17 protein-coding genes are annotated in these 18,739 nt (G+C 64.0%); 6 read left to right on the forward strand and 11 right to left on the reverse strand.

From position 1 onward, the window contains the following. Nucleotides 1-277 precede the first annotated feature (277 nt). Nucleotides 278-1,198: an oxygenase MpaB family protein gene (locus BJD12_RS09475; protein WP_005988151.1), complete on the reverse strand. Its 921-nt coding sequence runs from the start codon at nucleotides 1,196-1,198 to the stop codon at nucleotides 278-280. A 520-nt stretch (nucleotides 1,199-1,718) separates the two neighbouring features. Here BJD12_RS09475 and BJD12_RS09480 point away from each other — a divergent pair. Beyond that, complete coding sequence (locus BJD12_RS09480) at nucleotides 1,719-2,408, forward strand: hypothetical protein (protein WP_074052546.1); 690 nt, start codon at nucleotides 1,719-1,721, stop codon at nucleotides 2,406-2,408. 201 nt (nucleotides 2,409-2,609) lie between these two features. Here BJD12_RS09480 and BJD12_RS09485 read toward each other — a convergent pair whose 3' ends face one another. The 5 genes from BJD12_RS09485 to BJD12_RS24205 all read right to left on the reverse strand — a co-directional run bounded on the left by BJD12_RS09485 (nucleotide 2,610) and on the right by BJD12_RS24205 (nucleotide 7,198). Further along, a complete protein-coding gene (locus BJD12_RS09485) occupies nucleotides 2,610-2,906 on the reverse strand; it encodes a hypothetical protein (protein ID WP_005988147.1) in 297 nt (98 codons plus the stop codon). A gap of 19 nt (nucleotides 2,907-2,925) precedes the next feature. Continuing rightward, complete coding sequence (locus BJD12_RS09490; RefSeq protein WP_005988145.1) at nucleotides 2,926-4,521, reverse strand: APC family permease; 1,596 nt, start codon at nucleotides 4,519-4,521, stop codon at nucleotides 2,926-2,928. A gap of 185 nt (nucleotides 4,522-4,706) precedes the next feature. Then, nucleotides 4,707-5,087 (reverse strand): hypothetical protein, encoded by a 381-nt coding sequence (locus tag BJD12_RS09495; protein WP_005988144.1) that lies wholly within the window; start codon nucleotides 5,085-5,087, stop codon nucleotides 4,707-4,709. Between the two features lie 45 nt (nucleotides 5,088-5,132). Further along, complete coding sequence (locus tag BJD12_RS09500) at nucleotides 5,133-5,909, reverse strand: LytR/AlgR family response regulator transcription factor (RefSeq protein ID WP_005988142.1); 777 nt, start codon at nucleotides 5,907-5,909, stop codon at nucleotides 5,133-5,135. Beyond that, nucleotides 5,906-7,198: a sensor histidine kinase gene (locus BJD12_RS24205; protein ID WP_005988139.1), complete on the reverse strand. Its 1,293-nt coding sequence runs from the start codon at nucleotides 7,196-7,198 to the stop codon at nucleotides 5,906-5,908. Before BJD12_RS24205 ends, BJD12_RS09500 begins: the two co-directional genes overlap by 4 nt. Nucleotides 7,199-7,539: 341 nt before the next feature. On the opposite strand from BJD12_RS24205, the gene BJD12_RS09510 reads away from it, so the two are divergent. After that, complete coding sequence (locus tag BJD12_RS09510; RefSeq protein WP_005988137.1) at nucleotides 7,540-8,748, forward strand: NAD(P)/FAD-dependent oxidoreductase; 1,209 nt, start codon at nucleotides 7,540-7,542, stop codon at nucleotides 8,746-8,748. A gap of 43 nt (nucleotides 8,749-8,791) precedes the next feature. Here BJD12_RS09510 and BJD12_RS09515 read toward each other — a convergent pair whose 3' ends face one another. Then, nucleotides 8,792-8,986, reverse strand: coding sequence for a hypothetical protein (locus BJD12_RS09515; RefSeq protein ID WP_005988135.1), 195 nt, complete (start codon nucleotides 8,984-8,986; stop codon nucleotides 8,792-8,794). Nucleotides 8,987-9,471: 485 nt separating this feature from the next. On the opposite strand from BJD12_RS09515, the gene BJD12_RS09520 reads away from it, so the two are divergent. From BJD12_RS09520 to BJD12_RS09530, 3 genes are all read left to right on the forward strand, one after another. Then, on the forward strand, nucleotides 9,472-9,978 hold the full coding sequence (locus BJD12_RS09520) for a YciE/YciF ferroxidase family protein (protein ID WP_005988131.1): 507 nt from the start codon (nucleotides 9,472-9,474) through the stop codon (nucleotides 9,976-9,978). A 129-nt stretch (nucleotides 9,979-10,107) separates the two neighbouring features. After that, nucleotides 10,108-11,007 (forward strand): manganese catalase family protein, encoded by a 900-nt coding sequence (locus BJD12_RS09525; protein WP_005988129.1) that lies wholly within the window; start codon nucleotides 10,108-10,110, stop codon nucleotides 11,005-11,007. Nucleotides 11,008-11,088: 81 nt separating this feature from the next. Further along, nucleotides 11,089-11,418, forward strand: coding sequence for a hypothetical protein (locus tag BJD12_RS09530; RefSeq protein WP_005988127.1), 330 nt, complete (start codon nucleotides 11,089-11,091; stop codon nucleotides 11,416-11,418). Between the two features lie 273 nt (nucleotides 11,419-11,691). Here the strand turns inward: BJD12_RS09530 and BJD12_RS09535 are convergent, their stop codons facing one another. Both BJD12_RS09535 and BJD12_RS09540 read right to left on the reverse strand, forming a co-directional pair. Then, nucleotides 11,692-12,261: a hypothetical protein gene (locus BJD12_RS09535; protein ID WP_042827583.1), complete on the reverse strand. Its 570-nt coding sequence runs from the start codon at nucleotides 12,259-12,261 to the stop codon at nucleotides 11,692-11,694. Between the two features lie 534 nt (nucleotides 12,262-12,795). Then, on the reverse strand, nucleotides 12,796-16,332 hold the full coding sequence (locus BJD12_RS09540; protein ID WP_005988120.1) for a CheR family methyltransferase: 3,537 nt from the start codon (nucleotides 16,330-16,332) through the stop codon (nucleotides 12,796-12,798). 238 nt (nucleotides 16,333-16,570) lie between these two features. Here BJD12_RS09540 and BJD12_RS09545 point away from each other — a divergent pair, with 238 nt between their 5' ends. Further along, nucleotides 16,571-16,954, forward strand: coding sequence for a response regulator (locus tag BJD12_RS09545; RefSeq protein WP_005988118.1), 384 nt, complete (start codon nucleotides 16,571-16,573; stop codon nucleotides 16,952-16,954). Here BJD12_RS09545 and BJD12_RS09550 read toward each other — a convergent pair. Together BJD12_RS09550 and BJD12_RS09555 are read right to left on the reverse strand one after the other, a co-directional pair. Further along, the gene (locus tag BJD12_RS09550) at nucleotides 16,948-17,133 is read right to left on the reverse strand and encodes a hypothetical protein (RefSeq protein ID WP_324250444.1); all 186 of its coding nucleotides are present in this window, start codon (nucleotides 17,131-17,133) and stop codon (nucleotides 16,948-16,950) included. The two genes, BJD12_RS09545 and BJD12_RS09550, sit on opposite strands and share 7 nt — an antisense overlap. A 65-nt stretch (nucleotides 17,134-17,198) precedes the next feature. Continuing rightward, nucleotides 17,199-18,482: a sigma-54-dependent transcriptional regulator gene (locus tag BJD12_RS09555; RefSeq protein WP_005988114.1), complete on the reverse strand. Its 1,284-nt coding sequence runs from the start codon at nucleotides 18,480-18,482 to the stop codon at nucleotides 17,199-17,201. Nucleotides 18,483-18,739 lie beyond the last annotated feature (257 nt).

Genomic DNA, 18,739 nt, shown 5'->3' on the forward strand with positions numbered 1-18,739 from the left:
GTCAGCGTGCCTGCCACCATCGGACAGTCATCCTGCTCGCTCGGCCATCGCCCGCCTTACGGCCTGTGCAGTCGTTGGGGCCCGACGCAAACCGCCGATCCCGCATTGCAGGACTGTTCGGTGAGTGCAGCCTTCAAAAACGCCGAAAGCAAATCCGCCTCCCACCGGGAGAGGGGTTGGAGCGAGGGTCAGTCATCGCAGGGATCTAACCGCCCCCCGCAGCGCCACGCACTGGCTAAACCCCCGCGCAAATCACACACACCCCAACTGAAGACCGCTACTCCGGCCACTGCAGCAACGTCGCCGGTTCCAATTGCATGCGTCTGCAGGCACGGGCCGATAAGCCGTCGCGCAACGCGGTGCGGAACAACGGCGACAAGCTGCGCAGCAGCCGGGCGGATGCATGGGCCTGTGCGCGTTGGGTGGTGGTGCGTCCAAGCATGTCGCTGGCCCAGCCCGGCAACAACGCAGTACCGGCGCCGAGGAACACGCCGCGCGACAGGCCTGCCGCAGGCACCGGCAGCTGGATGCTGGTGAGGATGTCCAGGACCTCGCGCGAGCGTGCGTCCATACGCAGCTCGCCACGCACCGAGGCAAAATACGCGTCCACCTCGGCCTCGCTGGCGGGCACGTCGGTCGCGCCCAGGGCTTCGGCCACGCGCCGCGCTTCGTCGTAATAGCGGTCGGCGATTGCGCCCGGCACCGCGCGGCAATAGCGCCGGCAGCCCTGCAGAAAACCGTAGGCTTCGGTGACATGCACCCAGGTCAGCAGCGCCGGATCGTTGGCTTCGTACGGCACGCCGTCGGCGGTGTGGCCGCGGATATGCGCGTGAATGCGCCGCACGCGCGCGATCAGCTGCTCGGCTTCGGCCTGGGGTGCGTAGGTCGTGCCGGCGACGAAATTGGTGGTGCGCCGCAGCCGGCCGACCAGGTCGGCGCGGAAATTGGAATGATCGTAGACCCCGGCCAGCGCGCGCGGGTGCAGCAGCTGCAGCATCAACGCGCACAGCCCGCCGGACAGCATGCCGGGAAATTCGGAATGCACGCGCCAGGTGACGCTGTCGGGCCCGAAGATGCCCGGGTCGCCCAGCGGCTGATCGTATTCGATGGTGCTCTGGCCACGCGGAAACGCGCCCAGCACCCAGCGGCGGATCTGTTCGGCGGCAGGGGCTGTGAGGGTACGCAGGACGGCAGACATGCGGCGATGATACGGGGGGCGCCTGCACGATCACGTCAGCGTGCAGGTGGCCGGGCACAGGTGCCTCATCCGCCGGTCAGGCACAGACGTGCGCCGCGGCGCTTTGCAGTCGAGCCAGCGCGCGCGATCGAGACACCAGCAACGTGCTAGTAATCGTCCGTCACAGAGGCATAGGCGACGCGGACGGACGCCCACATCCCAATGGCAATCCCGGCGTCTTATGCCCGCAGCGTTGGTCCGAGGGCGGTGGCGTCGTTTTGGTGGCCGCTGTCCTCCCTCTCGTAACGGCGCCATCCAACCCGCAGCCCACGCTTCGGTCCGCACGTGATCGCCGCACTGGCAGGTGTGCAGTGCAACAAGAGTGGCGAGGCAACACGTGCGCGATCTGGCGCCAGCGCAGCCAAACCGCCTGAATTCAGCGTTTTGTGCGCGGGTGCGCAACTTTGTGCGGCCACAGCTTCGTCTCAGGCATTGCCATGCACAGCGAAAGTGCTAGAACTAGGACCGTCCGACATTGGCCATGCATCGCACGGCACGTCGGTCGCTCCAGGGCACCGGCAGCCGTCGGTGCAGCGAGTCGTTCGTACCAGCCAACCGTCGGGAGCTTGTCATGATCGCTTTGTTCCAGGGTTTAGGCCTGCTATTGCAGGACAACGCACTCCATCGGCGCTCCTTCGACGAGCAGGTCGTCTATTGGCGCGACAAGACCGACGCGGAACTCGACGAGGAGCTTGATCTACTCAAGGTGGCCAAGAAACAGTGGGTGATCGCCTCGATCATCGGCTGGCAGGCGATTTCGCTGGTGCTGCTGGGCGTGATCACGCACCAGCTGTGGCAGAACGACTACCACCTGACCTTCAGCCGCGTGGTGATCATCTTTACGTCATGGGCGTCGATCCTGTTCATCATGTGGTACATCGCCGACCTGTTCGACCATAGCGCCGGCTTCGAGCGCTGGTTGCGCGCTTTCAACAGCCGCGCCCGGGTGACCCCGGATGCCGACTCGGTCGAGTGCGTTGCCGATGCGTTGGACATGACGCGCCGCTATCCGGAGGTGCTGCGCTACAAGCAGGAAGTGACCTCCAAGCGCGAGCTGCGCCACGAGGACATCGTCAACATGCGCGAGATGGGCCGCCTGCGCCGCTACACAGAATTGCTGCGCGATCTGGACCGCTTCGATGGCGCGCCACGGCTGGTGGCCAACGCCTGAAGCTTGGGCACAGATCGCTGACGATAACGCGCGATTTGAATGCAAAACGGCCGATGGAACCCCATCGGCCGTTTTGCATTTCAGCACGACAATTCAGCCTGATCCGAGCGCGCGCCAGGTGCGTCGTGTCGTTGTTTTGTGGCTGTGTGGGTCTGTGACGCAGGAGTCGAATGACGCGTTGGCGCCAGCGTGTTCGAACGACTAGAACGCGATCACACGAACAGGGTCTGCAAACTCATCGGACAGAAGCTCCGCCAAGAACACCGCATCCTCCAGAGACTCGTCGGGCCCATGCGCGCGGTGAGCATGACATGGGGCCGAGCCATCTCCCACGCGCAGGTCATCGATCAGGTTCTCGATGCGCCCGGCATCGACGCCGACCACACCGACGCAGGTGACACCTTCAGCGATCCAGTCGGCGACCAGGGTTGCCAGCCCTGGCCATTCGTCGTGCAATGAATGCAGAACGATCCTGCGCGGGTCGGCTTCGCGGCTCAAGCCAGGTGCGCAGCGTCACTCAAGCCCGCGCCACCGCCTGTTCCACCGACGGGGTACGCCAGCCGCTGCGCACGCCCCAGATGTAGAACACCACGCCAACTGCCGCGACCACCGCGAGGTCGGTGCCGTAGCTCAGGTAGCCATGGCCGCCGAAATCGCTGCTGCCGGCCCAGGACAGCAGCGCGATCACTGGCAGGTAGCAGATCATCCAGGCCGCGCCCCTGAGGTTGCGGCGCAGGTCCGGCCAGCCCTGCTTGGCCTGGTAGTAGCAGTACACCGGTAGCGCCACGACCATCAGCAGGATGATCTCGCCGGTCAGCGGCCAGCGCGCCCAGTACAGCAGCTCGGTGGCCATTACAAACGCGACGCCGGCCAGTACCGGCAAGGCAGCGATGCGCAACGGGCGATGCAGCTCCGGTGCGTGGCGACGCAGCGCCATCGCGCTGATCGGGCCGGTGAGGTAGGAAATGATGGTGGCGACCGAGATCACCGCCGCCAGCGTGCCCCAGCCACGGAAGAAGAACAGGAACACGAACGACACCGCCAGGTTGAAGAACATCGCCATGCGCGGCACGCCCCACACCGGGTGCAGCTTGCCCAGCGCGGCCGGCATGGTGCCGTTCTTTTCCATGCCGTAGACCATGCGCGCGGTAGTGGCGGTGTAGGTGATACCGGTGCCGCTCGGGCTGACGAAGGCATCGATGTACAGCAGCATCGCCAGCCAGTGCAGGTTGACGATGATGGCCAGCTCGGCGAACGGCGAGCGGAAATCGATGCCGTGCCAGCCGGCCTTGGCCAGCAGATCCGGTGGCACCGCGCCGATGTAGGCCACCTGCAGGATCACGTAGACCACCGTGGCCAACGCGATCGAACCGAGCACCGCGAACGGAATGCTGCGGCCCGGGTTGCGCGCTTCGCCGGCCAGGTTCACCGGGCTCTGGAAGCCGTTGAAGCTGAAGACGATGCCGGCAGTGGCCACGGCGGTGAGCACCGCCGCCAGGTCGATCACATGGGTATCGCCGTGGATGCCGACGCTGAAGTTTTCGGTATGAAAGCCGCTGGCGATCAAGGCCACGCCGGTCGCCGCCGGCACCACCAGCTTGAACACGGTGATCAGGGTGTTGGAACGCGCAAACAGCTTGACGCTCCAGAAATTCAGGAAGAAGTACACCAGCACCAGCACCGCGGAGATCAACAGGCCGGGCACCGACAGCTCGCCTGCTCCGCCGGGCGCTTGCACGTAGAGCCCTTGCGCCCAGGCCCATGGCCAGGAGGCCATGTACTGCACAGAGGCCTCGGCTTCGACCGGGATGACCGACACGATGGCGATCCAGTTCGCCCAGCCGGCGATGAAGCCCACCAGCGAGCCGTGCGAGTAATGGCTATAACGCACCATGCCGCCGGATTCGGGGAACATGGCGCCCAGTTCGGCGTAGGACAGTGCGATGGTGGTGATGATCGCCGCGCCCAGGATCCAGGCCCAGATCGCACCCGGACCGGCCAGCCCGGCCGCGCGCCAGGCGCCGAACAGCCAGCCAGAACCAATGATCGAGCCCAGCCCGGTGAGCATGAGCGCAAAGGGGCCGACGTCGCGGCGCAACGAATGTTCGGACATGAAAAGCCTGGGAGTGAGGGCGCCGTGAACCGGCAACAAGCCGCCAATGATCGCAGAAGCGACCGCTTGTCGTCAGTGCGTATTCAGGCAAAGCGCGACATTCCCAGGCGTCCACGCACGCAGCCAGGCCCCGGCCGCCGATGTTCCCGCCGTCACGCGACACCGCGATGACAGAGGCTGCGGCCTTACCCGTGGCACTCGGCAGCGGGCGCATCGCGGCCCACGCAGGTATGCGCCGCCACCGGCAGGCCGTGCAGTGCGCGGACCTGGCCAGGCAGTAGCGCAAAGCTGTCCAGCGTCTTGCGCGTACACGTCGGCGCCGGGCCGCTGCCGGCGTTGGCGGCGGTCGTGGCTGCCGGGCACTGTTCTTCATAGATCAGGTAATGGCACTGGCCGCTGCTGCTGACCAGGCAGTGCACATTGGTCTCGGCGTCGGTGACCTGCGTCTTGCTGAAGAGCACGTCGCGGCCATCGCTGGTGGCGCGGGTGATCGAGGTGGTGCCGTTGCGTTCGTGGCAGCCGGCCAGGGCGAGCAGGCAATACACCAGGGAGGCGATCAGGCGCATGGAGGCAGTCCTTTCGTGTCGATGCGGTATGGGGGAGACGGGGAATTACATGCCGCGGAACAAGGTCATGAACGGCTGGCTGACGGTGAGCGTTTCGCTGCGTCCGCGCAGCGCCAGCCGGCCCTTGCCGGCGTCGTCGCGCACCACCGAGGCCACCGCTTTCATGTTGACGATGGTGGAGCGGTGGATCTGCTTGAACACCTGCGGGTCGAGCACGTCGAGCAACTCGCGCAGCGGCGTGCGCAGCAGCGCTTCGCCGCCGGCGGTCATCACCGTGGTGTATTTCTGATCGGCTTGGAAATACGCCACCTCATCCAGCGCGATCAGGCGCGTCTCGCGGCCGCTGGTGGCGGTGAGCCAGGCCAGTGGCGGCGTGGCGCCGGGCGCTGCCGGGCGTGCGGCCAGCCGCTGCAATAGCGCATCCAGCAGGCCGCTGTCCGGCTGCCCGGCGGCGGCGCGTTGCTGCACGCGCTGCCAGGTGGCCTGCAGGCGCTCGCGGTTGATCGGCTTGAGCAGGTAATCCACCGCGCCATGTTCGAACGCATCGATGGCGTACTGGTCGTAGGCGGTGACGAAGACCACCTGCGCGCGCGGGCTGACCTCGCGCATTGCGCGTGCCACCTCGATGCCGGTGAGGCCGGGCATGCGGATATCCAGAAACACCACATCCGGTTGCTGGGTGGCGATGGTTTCCAGCGCGCTGGCGCCGTCCTCGCATTCGCCCACCACCTGCAGCTGTGGGCACACCTCGGCCAGCAGCGCGAGCAGGGACTGCCGCAGCAGCGCCTCGTCTTCGGCAACCACCGCACGCAGTGCGCTCATGCCTGCACCTGCACGACCGTGGCGGCCTCAGGCAGCGGCGGCGGGCGCGGCGCGGCCGGCTGAACCGGCAACGGCAGCGTGAGCGTAGCCGCCACCCCGGTGGGGAAATTGGACACGATGGCGAAACTGGCGGCGCCGGCATAAATCAGCTGCAGCCGCTCGCGCAGATTCTTCAGGCCGATGCCGGTGCCGTGGCTGTGGGTGTTGAAGCCCTGGCCGTCGTCGGCCACGGTCAGCGTGGCCTGGCGGTCGTCCAGGCGGCGCGCCAGGATCCACACGGTGCCACCGCCGGGCTTGGGTTCCAGCCCATGCTTGATGGCGTTTTCCACCAGCGTCTGCAACATCATCGACGGCAGCTGCAGGCCGCGTAGCTCATACGGCACTTCCACCTGCAGCGCCAGGCGCGCGCCCATGCGGATGCGCAGGATTTCCAGATAGGCCTGGGTACGTTCGAGCTCTTCGCCCAACGTGGAGGTCGCATCGTCCGCGCTGGGCAGCGAGCGGCGCAGGTACTGGATCAGATGGCCGATCATGATGTCGGCGCGCGGCGGATCGGTACGCGCCAGTATCTGGGCGCTGGCCAGCGTGTTGTACAGAAAGTGCGGCTCGACCTGCGCATGCAGCAGGTTCAAGCGCGCCACGGCCAGTTCCTTCTCCATCACCGATTGCTCGGCGGCAGCCTGCTCGTCGCGACGTTGCTCGCCGACCCGGCGCACCACCGCGCGATTGATCGCCTCGGCGTTCTCGAAATTGCTGCCTTCGTCCACCGCAAACAGGTCCACCCAGGCGCCGGCATCGGGCTCGCACAACACGGTGACGCTGCTGGTGCCCTGCCCCGGCGCAATCGTCACCAGCACCTGGTTGTGGGTGATGGCAAAGCGCGCAAACAGGTTCCAGCGCGAGGGTTTGCGGCCTGCATACGGATCGATGCGGCGGATCTTGGCGCGGATCAGCAGGCTGCCGGGCGCGCATTCGACATCCTGCACGCGTGGCAGCGCGCGTACGGCCTCTTCCACCACCGCAAAGCTGGCCTGCACATCCAGTGGCACTTCGATCTGGCGGCGCTGGCGCGTGGACAAGGTGTCGTGGTCAAGCCGCCCGGCGATCAGGCGGACGCGCCGCACATGGGTGATCGAACTCATCAACGCCAGCGTCAGCAGCACCATGCACACCAGGCCGAAGAACGAACCGGCAGAGCCGAACAGCTGCGCCCACATGATCCCCGCCACCAGCAGCGCGGCAGCCCAGGCAAACACGATACGCACGATCAGAAAGACGCTGGCAGACACGGACGCAGACTCGTTGGAGATGGGACGGGAGCGAGCATAGCCGGCACGTGCCGCGACGAGAGCATCGCGCGACGAATGGCCGTTAGCGCCGCCTCAAGTGCCAGGATCGCCGGACGGAACCCGACCCGCCCGGTCGGCGGCCCGGGAACCTGCGCGGTATGCTCGGCTTACGCACGCAACGGGCCGCCTGCCTGGTTACGTGAGCCACGCGGCCGAGCACGCTGTCGTGCCAGGCGGCGGCGTATTGCCATCGGGCGGCTCTGCCATATTGCTGTGGAATGCCGACTTGGCCCACATCGCAATGGGGTCGACCAACCTTTACATCACCCCGCAGGAGTCGCATGCACCGCCGTCATTTTCTGCACAGCGCAGGCCTCGCGCTTGCGGCCGTCTCCACCGGCAATTGGGCTGCCACCGGCAAGGGCGTCATTGCGCCGTCCACCCCGTTGCCGGCAACCGGGGCGGCGCCAATGCCGTTCGCCGCCGCCCCCGCACTGGTGCCGATCCGCGCAGCGGTCGATCGCATCATCGCCATCGACGGCTGCACGCGGCCGTTCCGCGCACAGGGCCCGCGCATTGAGGCAGAACGCATCGGGCGCAAAACGGTGGTGCATAACTACGGGCACGGCGGCAGCGGCTGGTCGTTATCGTGGGGCGCGGCCGAGCACGCGTTGCGACTGGTGCGTGCGGCCGATACCAATGTGCGCGAGCTGGCAGTGATCGGCTGTGGTGCGATCGGGCTCACCACGGCGGTGGCCGCGCAACGCGCCGGCCTGCGCGTGCGCATCTATGCCCGCGAGCGGTTGCCGGACGTGCGCTCGTTCTATGCCACCGGCGTGTGGTCGCCGGACTCGCGGGTGTGCACCAGCGAGCACGCAAGCACCGATTTCAAGACGCGCTGGGAAGAGATGGCGCGAATCTCGTTTCGCCGTTATCAGACGCTACTCGGCCTGCCCGGCGAGCCGATCGAATGGCGCGATGGCTACGCGCTGTCGGATGTGCCGTTCGATCAACCGGTCGCCTCGGCCGAAGCGCACGAACCGGACTACCCGCCACTGGAGCGCACGCTGCTGCACGACCTTGGCCCGCGCTCGCAACCGGTCGCTGCCGGCAGCCATCCATTTCCGGTGCCCTTCGTCCGCCGCTACAGTCAACTGACCTTCAACATCAGCGCGTATTCGCGACTCTTGCTGCAGGATTTTCTGCAGGGCGGTGGCGAGCTTTACACGCGTAGTTTCGACAACCCACGTCAGTTCGCCGACCTGCGCGAAAAAATCGTGATCAACGCCACCGGCTACGGCGCGCGTGCGCTGCTGGGCGACGACAGCGTGATTCCGGTGCGGGGGCAGACAGCACGCCTGATCCCGCAGCCCGAGGTCACGTACGGGCTGGTCTGGCGCGGCCACAATCTCAATGTGGTACCGCGTCGCGATGGGCTGCTGGTGCAGGCGCAGGGTAGCAACGACTTCAACAATGCCGATTCCTCCCCCGACCGTGCAGCATCGGAAGCGGCCGTCCGCACGCTGGCGCAATTATTTGCAGCAACCTGAGTCATGCGCGCATCGCGTCGCCTGGCATTGCGACCACTGCAGTTCACCCCTCGCTGAGTGAGGCGTTCAAGGCGATGGCCAATGCGGCATCGCCACTGACCAGCGCATCCCAACGCAGGCTCACGCCCTTGCGCTTGCCTTTCTCGACCAACTTCAGGCCGTCAGGGTCGATGATCAACGTATAGGCCTGGTCGCCGATCTGCAGTTCACGGCGTAGCGGTTTGTCCAACGGTGTCATGCGGCATCTCGTGCGGGAGTCGACGCCCGTTGTAACGCATCTGCCTGTACGGCGCGCACACATGATGGCGACGTGATCCGGCTGGCACCATGCAGTTGCAGACGCTGCGCTGCAAGGCAGCGATGTCGGTGATGCCTTGAAGCGACAGCATCTAATGCGTGCAGGCCATGCATGCAGATCGACGAGCGCCGCAGGCGCCTATCCCGTTGGACCGGTCGCGCATCGCTGCGTTGTCGACTGCATCGCGCTTATGGCACAGGTCGCCATCGCATCGGGATCACCGTTTCCACCAATCGCGCTAACACTTGCAGGGCTAGCTTAGCGGTCAAGCGGTATCGGCCTGATGCCGATCGCCATCACCGAATGGCTGATCACGCACCAGGAAGCAATCGTGCTTGCGTTTTCGAACGCAAACCACTTGTTCAGCGTCGCCGCCGAACGGTGAACGCCACGTTTCAACCCTGTGACCAACAAAGGAGCCACCCATGGCGATCAAGACTGTCGAAGAACTTTTCATCCACGAGCTGTCGGACATCTACAGCGCTGAAAAGCAGCTGACCAAGTCGCTGCCACGTTTGGCACGTGCTGCCACCGAGCCGAAGTTGAAGGCCGCATTCGAGACCCATCTGGAAGAAACCCAGGGCCAGATCGAGCGTCTGGACCAGGTGGTCGAGGTGCTGGGAATCAAGCTCAAGCGCATCAAGTGCGCGGCGATGGAAGGCTTGGTGGAAGAAAGCCGTGAAGTGATCGAAGAAATCGAAGCCGGCCCGGTGCGCGATGCTGCACTGATTGGCGGCGCGCAGAAGGTGGAACACTACGAAATCGCCTCCTACGGCACCATCGCAGCGATGGCCAAGCAGCTCGGCTATGCAGACGCTTTGCCGCTGTTGCTGGCCACGCTGGAAGAAGAAAAGGCCACCGACGAAAAGCTGACCCTGCTCGCCGAACAGGGCGGTAACCAGAAAGCTGCCAAGACCAGCAAGGCGGCCTGATCCGTCACGGGGCGGCACCGCCGCCCCGTCGCTCGCAGTCCTGCGGCATCTCTCAACAGCCAAGCCCCCACGTTTCTGCCCGCTCCTTGAGTGGTCGTAGTTGCCGGGCGCAAGCCATGGAGCATCTTTATGTTTATGCACAACAAGCGGTTGATGTACACCGTCCGCGTTGCCCAGCCCAATCCCGACCTGGCGACGCTGATGCTCGAACAGTTTGGCGGTCCGCAGGGCGAACTTGCCGCTGCAATGCGCTATTTCACCCAGGCGCTGGGTGAAGACGATCCGGGTCGCAAGGATCTGCTATTTGATATCGCTACTGAGGAACTCAGCCATTTGGAGATCATCGGGTCGATCATCGCCATGCTCAACAAGGGGCCGAAAGCCGTCTTGTCTGAAGGCATGGAAGAGGCCATGGACATGCGCAACATGACCCAGAACAGCACCAGCCACACGCAACAGATCCTGTATGGCGGTGGCCCGGCCCTGGTCAATTCAAGCGGCGTGCCGTGGACTGCGGCATATGTCGACAGTATCGGTTGCCCGACCGCTGACATGCGGTCGAATATTGCGGCAGAGGCACGTGCCAAGCTGGTCTATGAGCGCCTGATCACTGTGACTGACGACCTGGGCATTGTGGATGCGCTGCGTTTCTTGATGACCCGCGAAGTCGCGCATCAAAAGTCGTTCGAGAAGGCGCTGTACTCGATCGAGCCAAACTTCCCGCCGGGCAAGTTGCCGGGGGACCCGCGCTTTACCGACAAGTACTACAACACGTCGCAGGGCGAGGGCGACATGGTTGGCCCATGGAATGCTGGCGAGCAATGGGAAGTCGTGGCCGACCGCGAATCGCAGGCCGCGGTGGATGGCGGCGACGGCTCGGCGACGGTTGCCCTGGACAAGACACAGACCGCGGCACTGGATGCGATGTCGGAGCGATTGCTCTCCAACCCGGAACTGGATCGCGTGACCGGAGCAGATCTGGGTGCCGGTCCGGGCGCAGGGTCCACCACCGGCGACATCCAGCGCTGAGATTGAAGATGTCACCGCTGCATCACTGGCCTGGGTCGTACACGACCCGGGCCTTTTTCTTGACACCACATGGGACTTGGCATGAACGACAAAACCAAACTTGATACGCATGATGCACGCCAGTCCGCCTACCGCGGCACTGGGACCGATGCATCCATTGACGGACATGGCCGCAACGATCCGTCGGCTGCGCAGGACGGTGAGATTCCAGTGCCACGCGATGGCAAGCCGGAGGAGCTCAACCAGCACGATCACGGGCGCGGCGGCGGGGTGGGTGAAGCCGAGCCAGATGCGCAACCGCAACGCGATGGCAGTACGCAGCCCAACTTTGGCCAGACCGGCACCTATGGCAAGCAGCAACACATCCAGGCGCAACAACGTGCGCTCGAGGACACCGACAAGGATGCATAGTCAAACGCTGCAGACCGACCACGATCTGTGAGCTTTTACGTTCAATAAATTACGAGCGACACAGCTCCAAGCGCCGCGACGATAAGAGAACCCGGCACGCGACATGAAGAGACTAGACGCTACGCCGCGGTGCCAACATGCCCGCGCGCGAGTCCCACACAGGTGCGTGGCTATCTCGTACCTAGCTCGCGTGCCTCTACAGTCTCACCGCCGCGGGACCGAAAATAAAAGGGGCCCATCGGGCCCCCTGATCTCACCAGCCGTGTAGGCCAATTACGCGCGGATCGCCGGCTCTGTCACATCGCTTGTCCATTCCGGCCGTACACCTGCGGCCGCCGTCCAGCGCTCCAACCGCCAGGGCGTGAGATTGCCCATCGCCTCGGCGCCAGTCATCTGCAGCCATTGCCCCACGTCGCCGTCGATGCATAACGGGCGATGGGTCGGCATGGTGGCCGATGTCGCAACCAGCAACGAAAATCCCATCTGCAACCGACCGCCGATGTCCGTCACATTGCGCAGCCCGGCTGCATAAGACGCGCTGCCGTCCGGACTTAGCCATGTTGCGGCCGTGGTGCCATCTGCCGACGCTGTGCAGACAAAACCGCACAGCGGTATCGCGCACCGTTGGGTTTCCCAGATGGCCAGGTCCACATTGCCCAACCACGCGGGCTCCTGCATATGTATCGAACGCTGTTGGCCGGGCGCACGTCGCCCAAAGGTAGCGCGTTCCTCGCGCTGGCCGCCGCGATTGGCCACCAGCACATCGGCATCGGCACCAACACCGACCTCGACCCACGCGTTGCTCGCCACCCGGGCGGACAACTGAAGAATACGGGTAATCATGACTACTCCACTGTGCCTCTTGATGACACCGACTACGTAAGCACAATGCGCGCCAAGTTTTTGGCACAAGCAAACACGGGCGTTGCCCGTATAGCGACTTGCTCCAGGCACAACTGTGGTGCCATGAGGGTCAATTCGGGCGCCAAGATCTGCATCGAAGTGCAAGATTTTCCATCGATTCGATGATCGATCCTACAGAGTGCGCCAGATTCGCGCAGCCGCGTTTGCTAGGTGCGCAAGCAATGCACGATAGCGTTCGGTTGACGGCTAAATTGTTCACGAGTCATGGCGGTTCGGCTGCGAGCGCCACTGCACTGCATGACAGAGCGGATAAACCGCGCGATGACCCTGGACGAGCGCGCTGCGCCCAATCAACCTCTTCCACTGCATCATGAAAACCCGGCGAAGCGGTAGCGCGTGCATCACCAACGCGGACATTTCAATGGACGAGGCCCGTCATGTTCATAGCGGACCTCGGGTCCGGTGCCAGTCGACACGACGGACGCCGTGCGCGCACCGACGCAACGCAGGGGTTCACCCATGCAGCGGGTTGAGCGGCAGCCGGATCTCGCATTCCAGACGCGTGTCGCTTAGTTCATAGCGGGTATGCGCGCCATGGCTATAGGGCAACGCCTTTTCGATAAGGCGTCGGCCGAAACCGCCGGCCTGATCGCGGTCATTGCGTAGCTGCTGGTTTGCGCCCTCTTCGACCCATTGCAACACCAGGTGCGCGGACGCGTCGCCACCATTGACCACGTTCCAGCGAATCGCCAACGTGCCCGTATCCACGGCCAATGCGCCGTACTTGAGCGCGTTGGTGGCCAATTCGTGCAGTGCCAAAGCCAAGGTCTGCACTGTCGACTTGCGCAAGGCCACGTCGGGCCCCTCCACCACGATGCGGTGATGATCCGGTTCGGCACCGAGCGCGGCCAGCTCCATGCGCAACAGTGCGCCGATGGTGGTCGGCTCGTTATCCGATTGCGACAACAGGCCTTGCACGCGCGACAACGCCGACAGGCGATCTTCAAACTTGCCGGCGAACTCGGGCATGCTTTGGCTGCTCTGCATGGTCTGCTTGGCCACCGATTGCACCACGGTGATCAGATTGCGTGTGCGGTGCTGCAGTTCGGTCACCAATACGCGCTGCTGCTCCTGCAAGCGGCGCAAATTGTCCGACTCGGTGGAGGTGCCCAGCCACTCCAGCACCTGGCCGCGCTCGTCGCGTACCGCAGTGCTGCGGGTGTGGAACCAGCGGTAACCACGCTCGGATGCGTTGAACAGGCGGTGCTCCACATCCAGCCCGCCGGTGCGTGCGCTGTCGCACCAGGCAGTCATGGTCAGCTCGCGTTCGTCCGGATGGACCGCTTGCAGCCAGCCCAGCTGCAGGCTGTCGGCATCGCTCAAGCCGGTATAGCTCGACCATTGCGGACTGGACCAGGTCCAGTTGCCGCCATCGTGCGAACGCCACACCAGTTGCGGGATGCCTTCCATCAAGGTACGTAGGCGTTGCTCGCTGCTGCGCAGGGCGCGCTCGGCACGGGTCAACGGCGTGACGTCCGTGAAGGTCAGCACCGCGCCGCCGATGAAGTTGTCCACGGTGCGATACGGCAGCACGCGCACCATGTAGCGCGCATGCGTGGCCGGGTTTTCCACCTCGCGGTCGTGCACGGCCAGAGTGCGGATCACCCGGCGCACATCGTCCTGCAGCTCGTCATAAGCCACGTGCAACTTGATGTGGCTGATCGGGCGATGGATATCGCTTTCCACCAACGGCAGGATGTCGGTAATGGCTGGGGTGAAGTTGGTGACGCGCAGTTCGTTATCCAGAAACAAGGTCGCGATCTGGGTGCTTTCCAGCAGATTCTTCAGGTCGCTATTGGCGTGGGCCAATTCCTGCACCCGATGCGCCAGCTCGCCATTGACGGTGGTGACCTCCTCATTGACCGACTGCAGCTCCTCCTTGGAGGTCTCCAGTTCTTCGTTGGCGCTCTGTAGTTCCTCGTTGAGGGATTGATATTCCTCGTTGGACGATTTGAGCTCTTCGTTGGTGCTTTCCAACTCTTCGATCATCGACTGCAACCGCTCACGGGTGATGCGCAGTTCGTTTTCCAGCACCTGCACATGACCTCTGTCGGCGGCCGCATCCCGCGGGCCGGCAAGCTCCAGTGGATCGCGCACCTCCACTTCTTGAAACAGCACGACATAGCCACGCGGAACCTCCGAATCGGAGGTCGGTTCCACGAACAGGTCCACCGCCCACGCAGCGCTGTCTTCGTGCACCTGGATGCCCTTGATCTGCACGGGCATCTTTTCCGCTTCGGCACGGCTGAGGGCACTGCGCAGATCCAGGCGCAGGTCGCGGTGAATCAGATTGAGCAGATTGAGGCTGGGCGCACCGCCACCCGGACGGATGAAACGCCCCGCCTGTGCAGAAAAATGCAGAACATCGAAATGTTCGTCCAGGACGGCGTAGGCCGGTGCGTAGTGGTCGGCGATCCGCTCGCCCGCGCGCACCAGCGCACTGCTGGAGGCGCGCTGTCGTTGCGGCGGTGCCAGCACCCGGTCGGTTGGCGCCCGCGGCAGGGTGGGAAAGGTGGCATGCACGCGGCTGTCGGCATCGATCTTCTGAAATACACGGAAGCTGCGCTCCACCGGTACGAACAACTTGGCATGCCGCGAGACGTTTTCCGCATTGCCCAGGAACAGGTAACCGCCGGGCTTGAGCGCAAAATGGAAGATCGGGATCACCCGATTTTGCAGCTCTGCATCCAGATAGATGAGCAGGTTGCGGCACGACACCAGATCCAGGCGCGAGAACGGCGGATCCTTGACGATACTGTGCTGCGAGAACACGCATAGCTCACGCAGTTCCTTGCGCACCACATAGGTGTCGCCTTCCTTGACGAACCAGCGGCGCAGGCGCTCTGGGGCCACTTCGCCAACGATGCTGGACGAATACCGCCCCACCCGCGCCGTCGCCAGCGCGCGCCCGTCGATATCGCTGGCAAAGATCTGGATGCGCGGCGGTGCATCCAACGTCTCGGCATGCTCGCGCAGCAGCATCGCCAACGAATAGGCCTCTTCACCCGTGGAGCAACCCAGTACCCACACGCGCAGATGATCGCCCACATGCTTGCCCTGAAACAGGCGCGGGATGACCTGCTGCTCCAGGAACTCGAACTCGCGATGGTCGCGGAAGAACTGCGTCACGCCGATCAACAGGTCGTTGAACAGCAGCAAGGGCTCATCAAAGTGACTGCGCAGGACGTCCAGATATTGTTCGAGCGCCTCGACCTGCACCACCTGCATGCGCCGCTGCACCCGGCGCAGGAAGGTAGCGCGCTTGTACCCATGAAAGTCGTGACCGGTGGTGTTGCGCAGGATGCTGGCAACCTGGCTGAGCTGATCGTTCTCGCTGCCATTGCGCACACCTGCCGGAACGGCATGGCCCAAGCTGTGGTGCCGTTGCATGTGCGCAGCGATGCGTGCGGCCACTCGCGCCAACGGCAGGATGTCGTCGGTAATGGCCGCTGGGTTGCTGGCGCTGCGCAGATCCAGCTCATGCAGCGACGGATCGTCCACTGCCAGGGCCAGGCCACCGCATTCCTTGATCGCCGCGGTGCCCAGGGTGCCATCGCCATCGGTGCGGCCCACAATCAGGCCAATCACATTGCCGTCCTGGTCATGCGCCATCGAAACGAAGAAGCTGTCGATCAAGCCGTGATCGCTTTCGCCATTGAGTGGCCGCAAGCGCAGGGTGCCCTCTTCCAAGGTCACCACGGTGTCGTTGGGGGGCAGATAAAACCGTCCGGGCTGCAGGCGGTCACCGTCTTCCGGCACCAGCAACAAGCGTGCCTGCGGGCCCAGCAGTTCGCGCAAGCGTGCCTTGTCCAGCAATTGCTGATCGCGCAGCAGCAGCATGACTGCCAGATCCGGCGAACCTGCGACCGCATCCAGTACTTCGGCCAGCCGGGTGGCATCCAGGCCACCCGCACCTACCCCCAGAATGAACAGCGGCGCGTGGTTGGCGTCGGGCGTGTGGTCGTCGTAAGCGGCGTCGTCTTGAGTCATGTCGGCTGTCACATCGTCGGCGCCTGACGATCAAGCGCAATCCGGAATGATGGCGGATAGCCGCTAATTCCGCCAAGCCAGCGACCTCTCTGCGCGTCCGCTGATCGCACCATTGGCAGTCATCGGCCACACGGCGGCGCACCCCTGCCGTGGAAGCGCCTGCTTACGCGCCGCGTTAACCTTGGATGGGCGCACCATATAAAACGCACCTGGTGCGCCCACGCCTCAGGAGTTGCCCATGTTCGACAATCTACTCACTGGCCGCCGGATCCTGGTGGTCGAAGACGATTATCTATTGGCCGAGGCGCTCAACGATCTGCTCGTCGAAGCGGGTGCGCGCGTGGTGGGCCCAGTCGGGAATGTGCAAGACGCGCTATCGCTACTCGCGTCAGGCCAGACCATCGATGGCGCGCTACTGGACGTCAATGTACGTGGCCAGCCTGTGTTCCCGGTCGCCGACGCCCTGCTGGAGCGCGGTGTTCCGTTCTCTTTCTGCTCCGGGTACGACCGCTACACGCTACCGCCGCGGTTCGCGCACCTGTCCTACTGCATGAAGCCGTACAACCCGCGCACCATCACCACATTGCTCAGCAAACAGACCCAACCGGCCGAGCACTATTGATCGTTCGGCGGCGGCACCGTTACGTCAGGTGCTTGGGCGTGCTGGCTGTCGGCTAATTCCTGGGCGCGCTCCTGCTCGCCTAGCTCGTTGAGCAACTGGATGGCGGACTGATGCGCATGACGCAACGTTTCAAGCGGTTTCGAGGTCTCGTCACGCAGTGCATACAACGCAAAACCCATCACATTGAGACGGTTGCGTAACTGATGCAGCAGCTCGCGTTTGCCGCCCTGCGATGCAACATCCGTCACTGCGCGTCCTTGTCACTGAGCCGGTTATGCAGCGTGCGTACGCTGATCCCCAATTCGCGTGCCGCAGCCTTCTTGTTGAACCGCGTACGCGCCAAGGCTGACTCGATCATGGCGTCTTCGGCTTGACGCATGGTCCACCCCACCGGAATCAGCAAGCCGTCTTCGTCGGCCTGCGGCACGGTCTGCTCCACATCCGGCGCAGTCAGCAAATCGCCATCCGAGCGCAGATACAGATAGTGGATGAACGAGCGTAGCTCGCGCACGTTGCCCGGCCAGGTGTGATACGCCAGATAGCGCAGCAGCGACTTGGTCGGCAGCTTGCGCTTGCCGTATTTGACGTTGAGCTCGTCGATCACGCGTAGCCCCAGCACACGCGCGTCGCCGCGGCGTTCGCGAAGCGACGGCACCTGGATCGGGTACTCGTTGAGACGGTAGAACAGATCCTCACGCAGCACGGCTTGCTCGCGCTGCACATGTTGATGCGTGGCAGCGACCACCCGCGCATCGAGCGGAATTTCTTCGTTGCCGCCAACGCGCATGAAACTGCGCGATTCGATCGCCCGCAACAGATAGACCTGCAAGCGCTTGGGCATTTCGCCGATCTCATCCAGAAACAGCGTGCCATCGGCCGCCTGTTCCAGGAATCCGGCATGACGACGGTCGGCACCGGTGAAGCTGCCGCGCTCATGGCCAAACAGCTGGCTTGCCAACAACTCTTCGGGAATCGCGCCGCAGTTGACCGGCACGAAGCGACCGCGACGGCCCGACACCCGGTGGATGGCACGTGCGACCAGATCCTTGCCGGTGCCGGTTTCGCCAGTCACCAGAACATTCAGATCGGTTGGCGCCACGCGCACGATGTCCTTGCGCAACAGCACGATGCTGTCGCTGTTACCAATGATGCCCAGATTGCCCTGCTGGGCCTCACGCAGACCACCCAGCACACGCTCCAGCCGCTCCGGCGCAAACGGCTTGGTCAGGAACTCGCTGACCCCAAACTGCTGCGCGCGGCCCTGGGTTTCATATGCATAGTCGCCCGACACCACGACGATCTGTGGTGTGTGATCGGGGTCCAACCGTTCGATGAGATCGAAGCCGCTGCCATCTGGCAGGCCAACGTCCACAACTAATAGATCGGGGAAGTTGCTGTCCAGCCAATGGCTGGCTTCGCCAAGGGTGTGGATGCCCTTGGCGCGGAAGCCGCTATCGGTGGCCAACTCAACCACCTGATCGCAGAACTCCACGTCGTCATCGATGATGGCGCAGGAAAGACGGTCCATGAGCGCTTGTGTCCGCAATGGCTACTACATGTTCAGTTGAGAATTGTGACAGCGGCGCGAAAACCGCGCCTGCGCATCACTACGAGATTGCACGTGCAGCCACGACCCTCGTGGCCGAACCGTCGCCCTTGCCCCCAAGTCGAGCTCGCCGTGTCGTGCGCGCAGTACGCACGGCTGGGCAGCAATTTGCCAGTGCCAAGCGTCATGGTCGGGGTCGGTCACCGTGCCCGGCATGTCGAAACGCCAAACAGTGCAAG

It is taken from the genome of Xanthomonas vesicatoria ATCC 35937, assembly GCF_001908725.1.
In the GTDB taxonomy this organism is placed as follows: Bacteria; Pseudomonadota; Gammaproteobacteria; order Xanthomonadales; family Xanthomonadaceae; genus Xanthomonas; species Xanthomonas vesicatoria.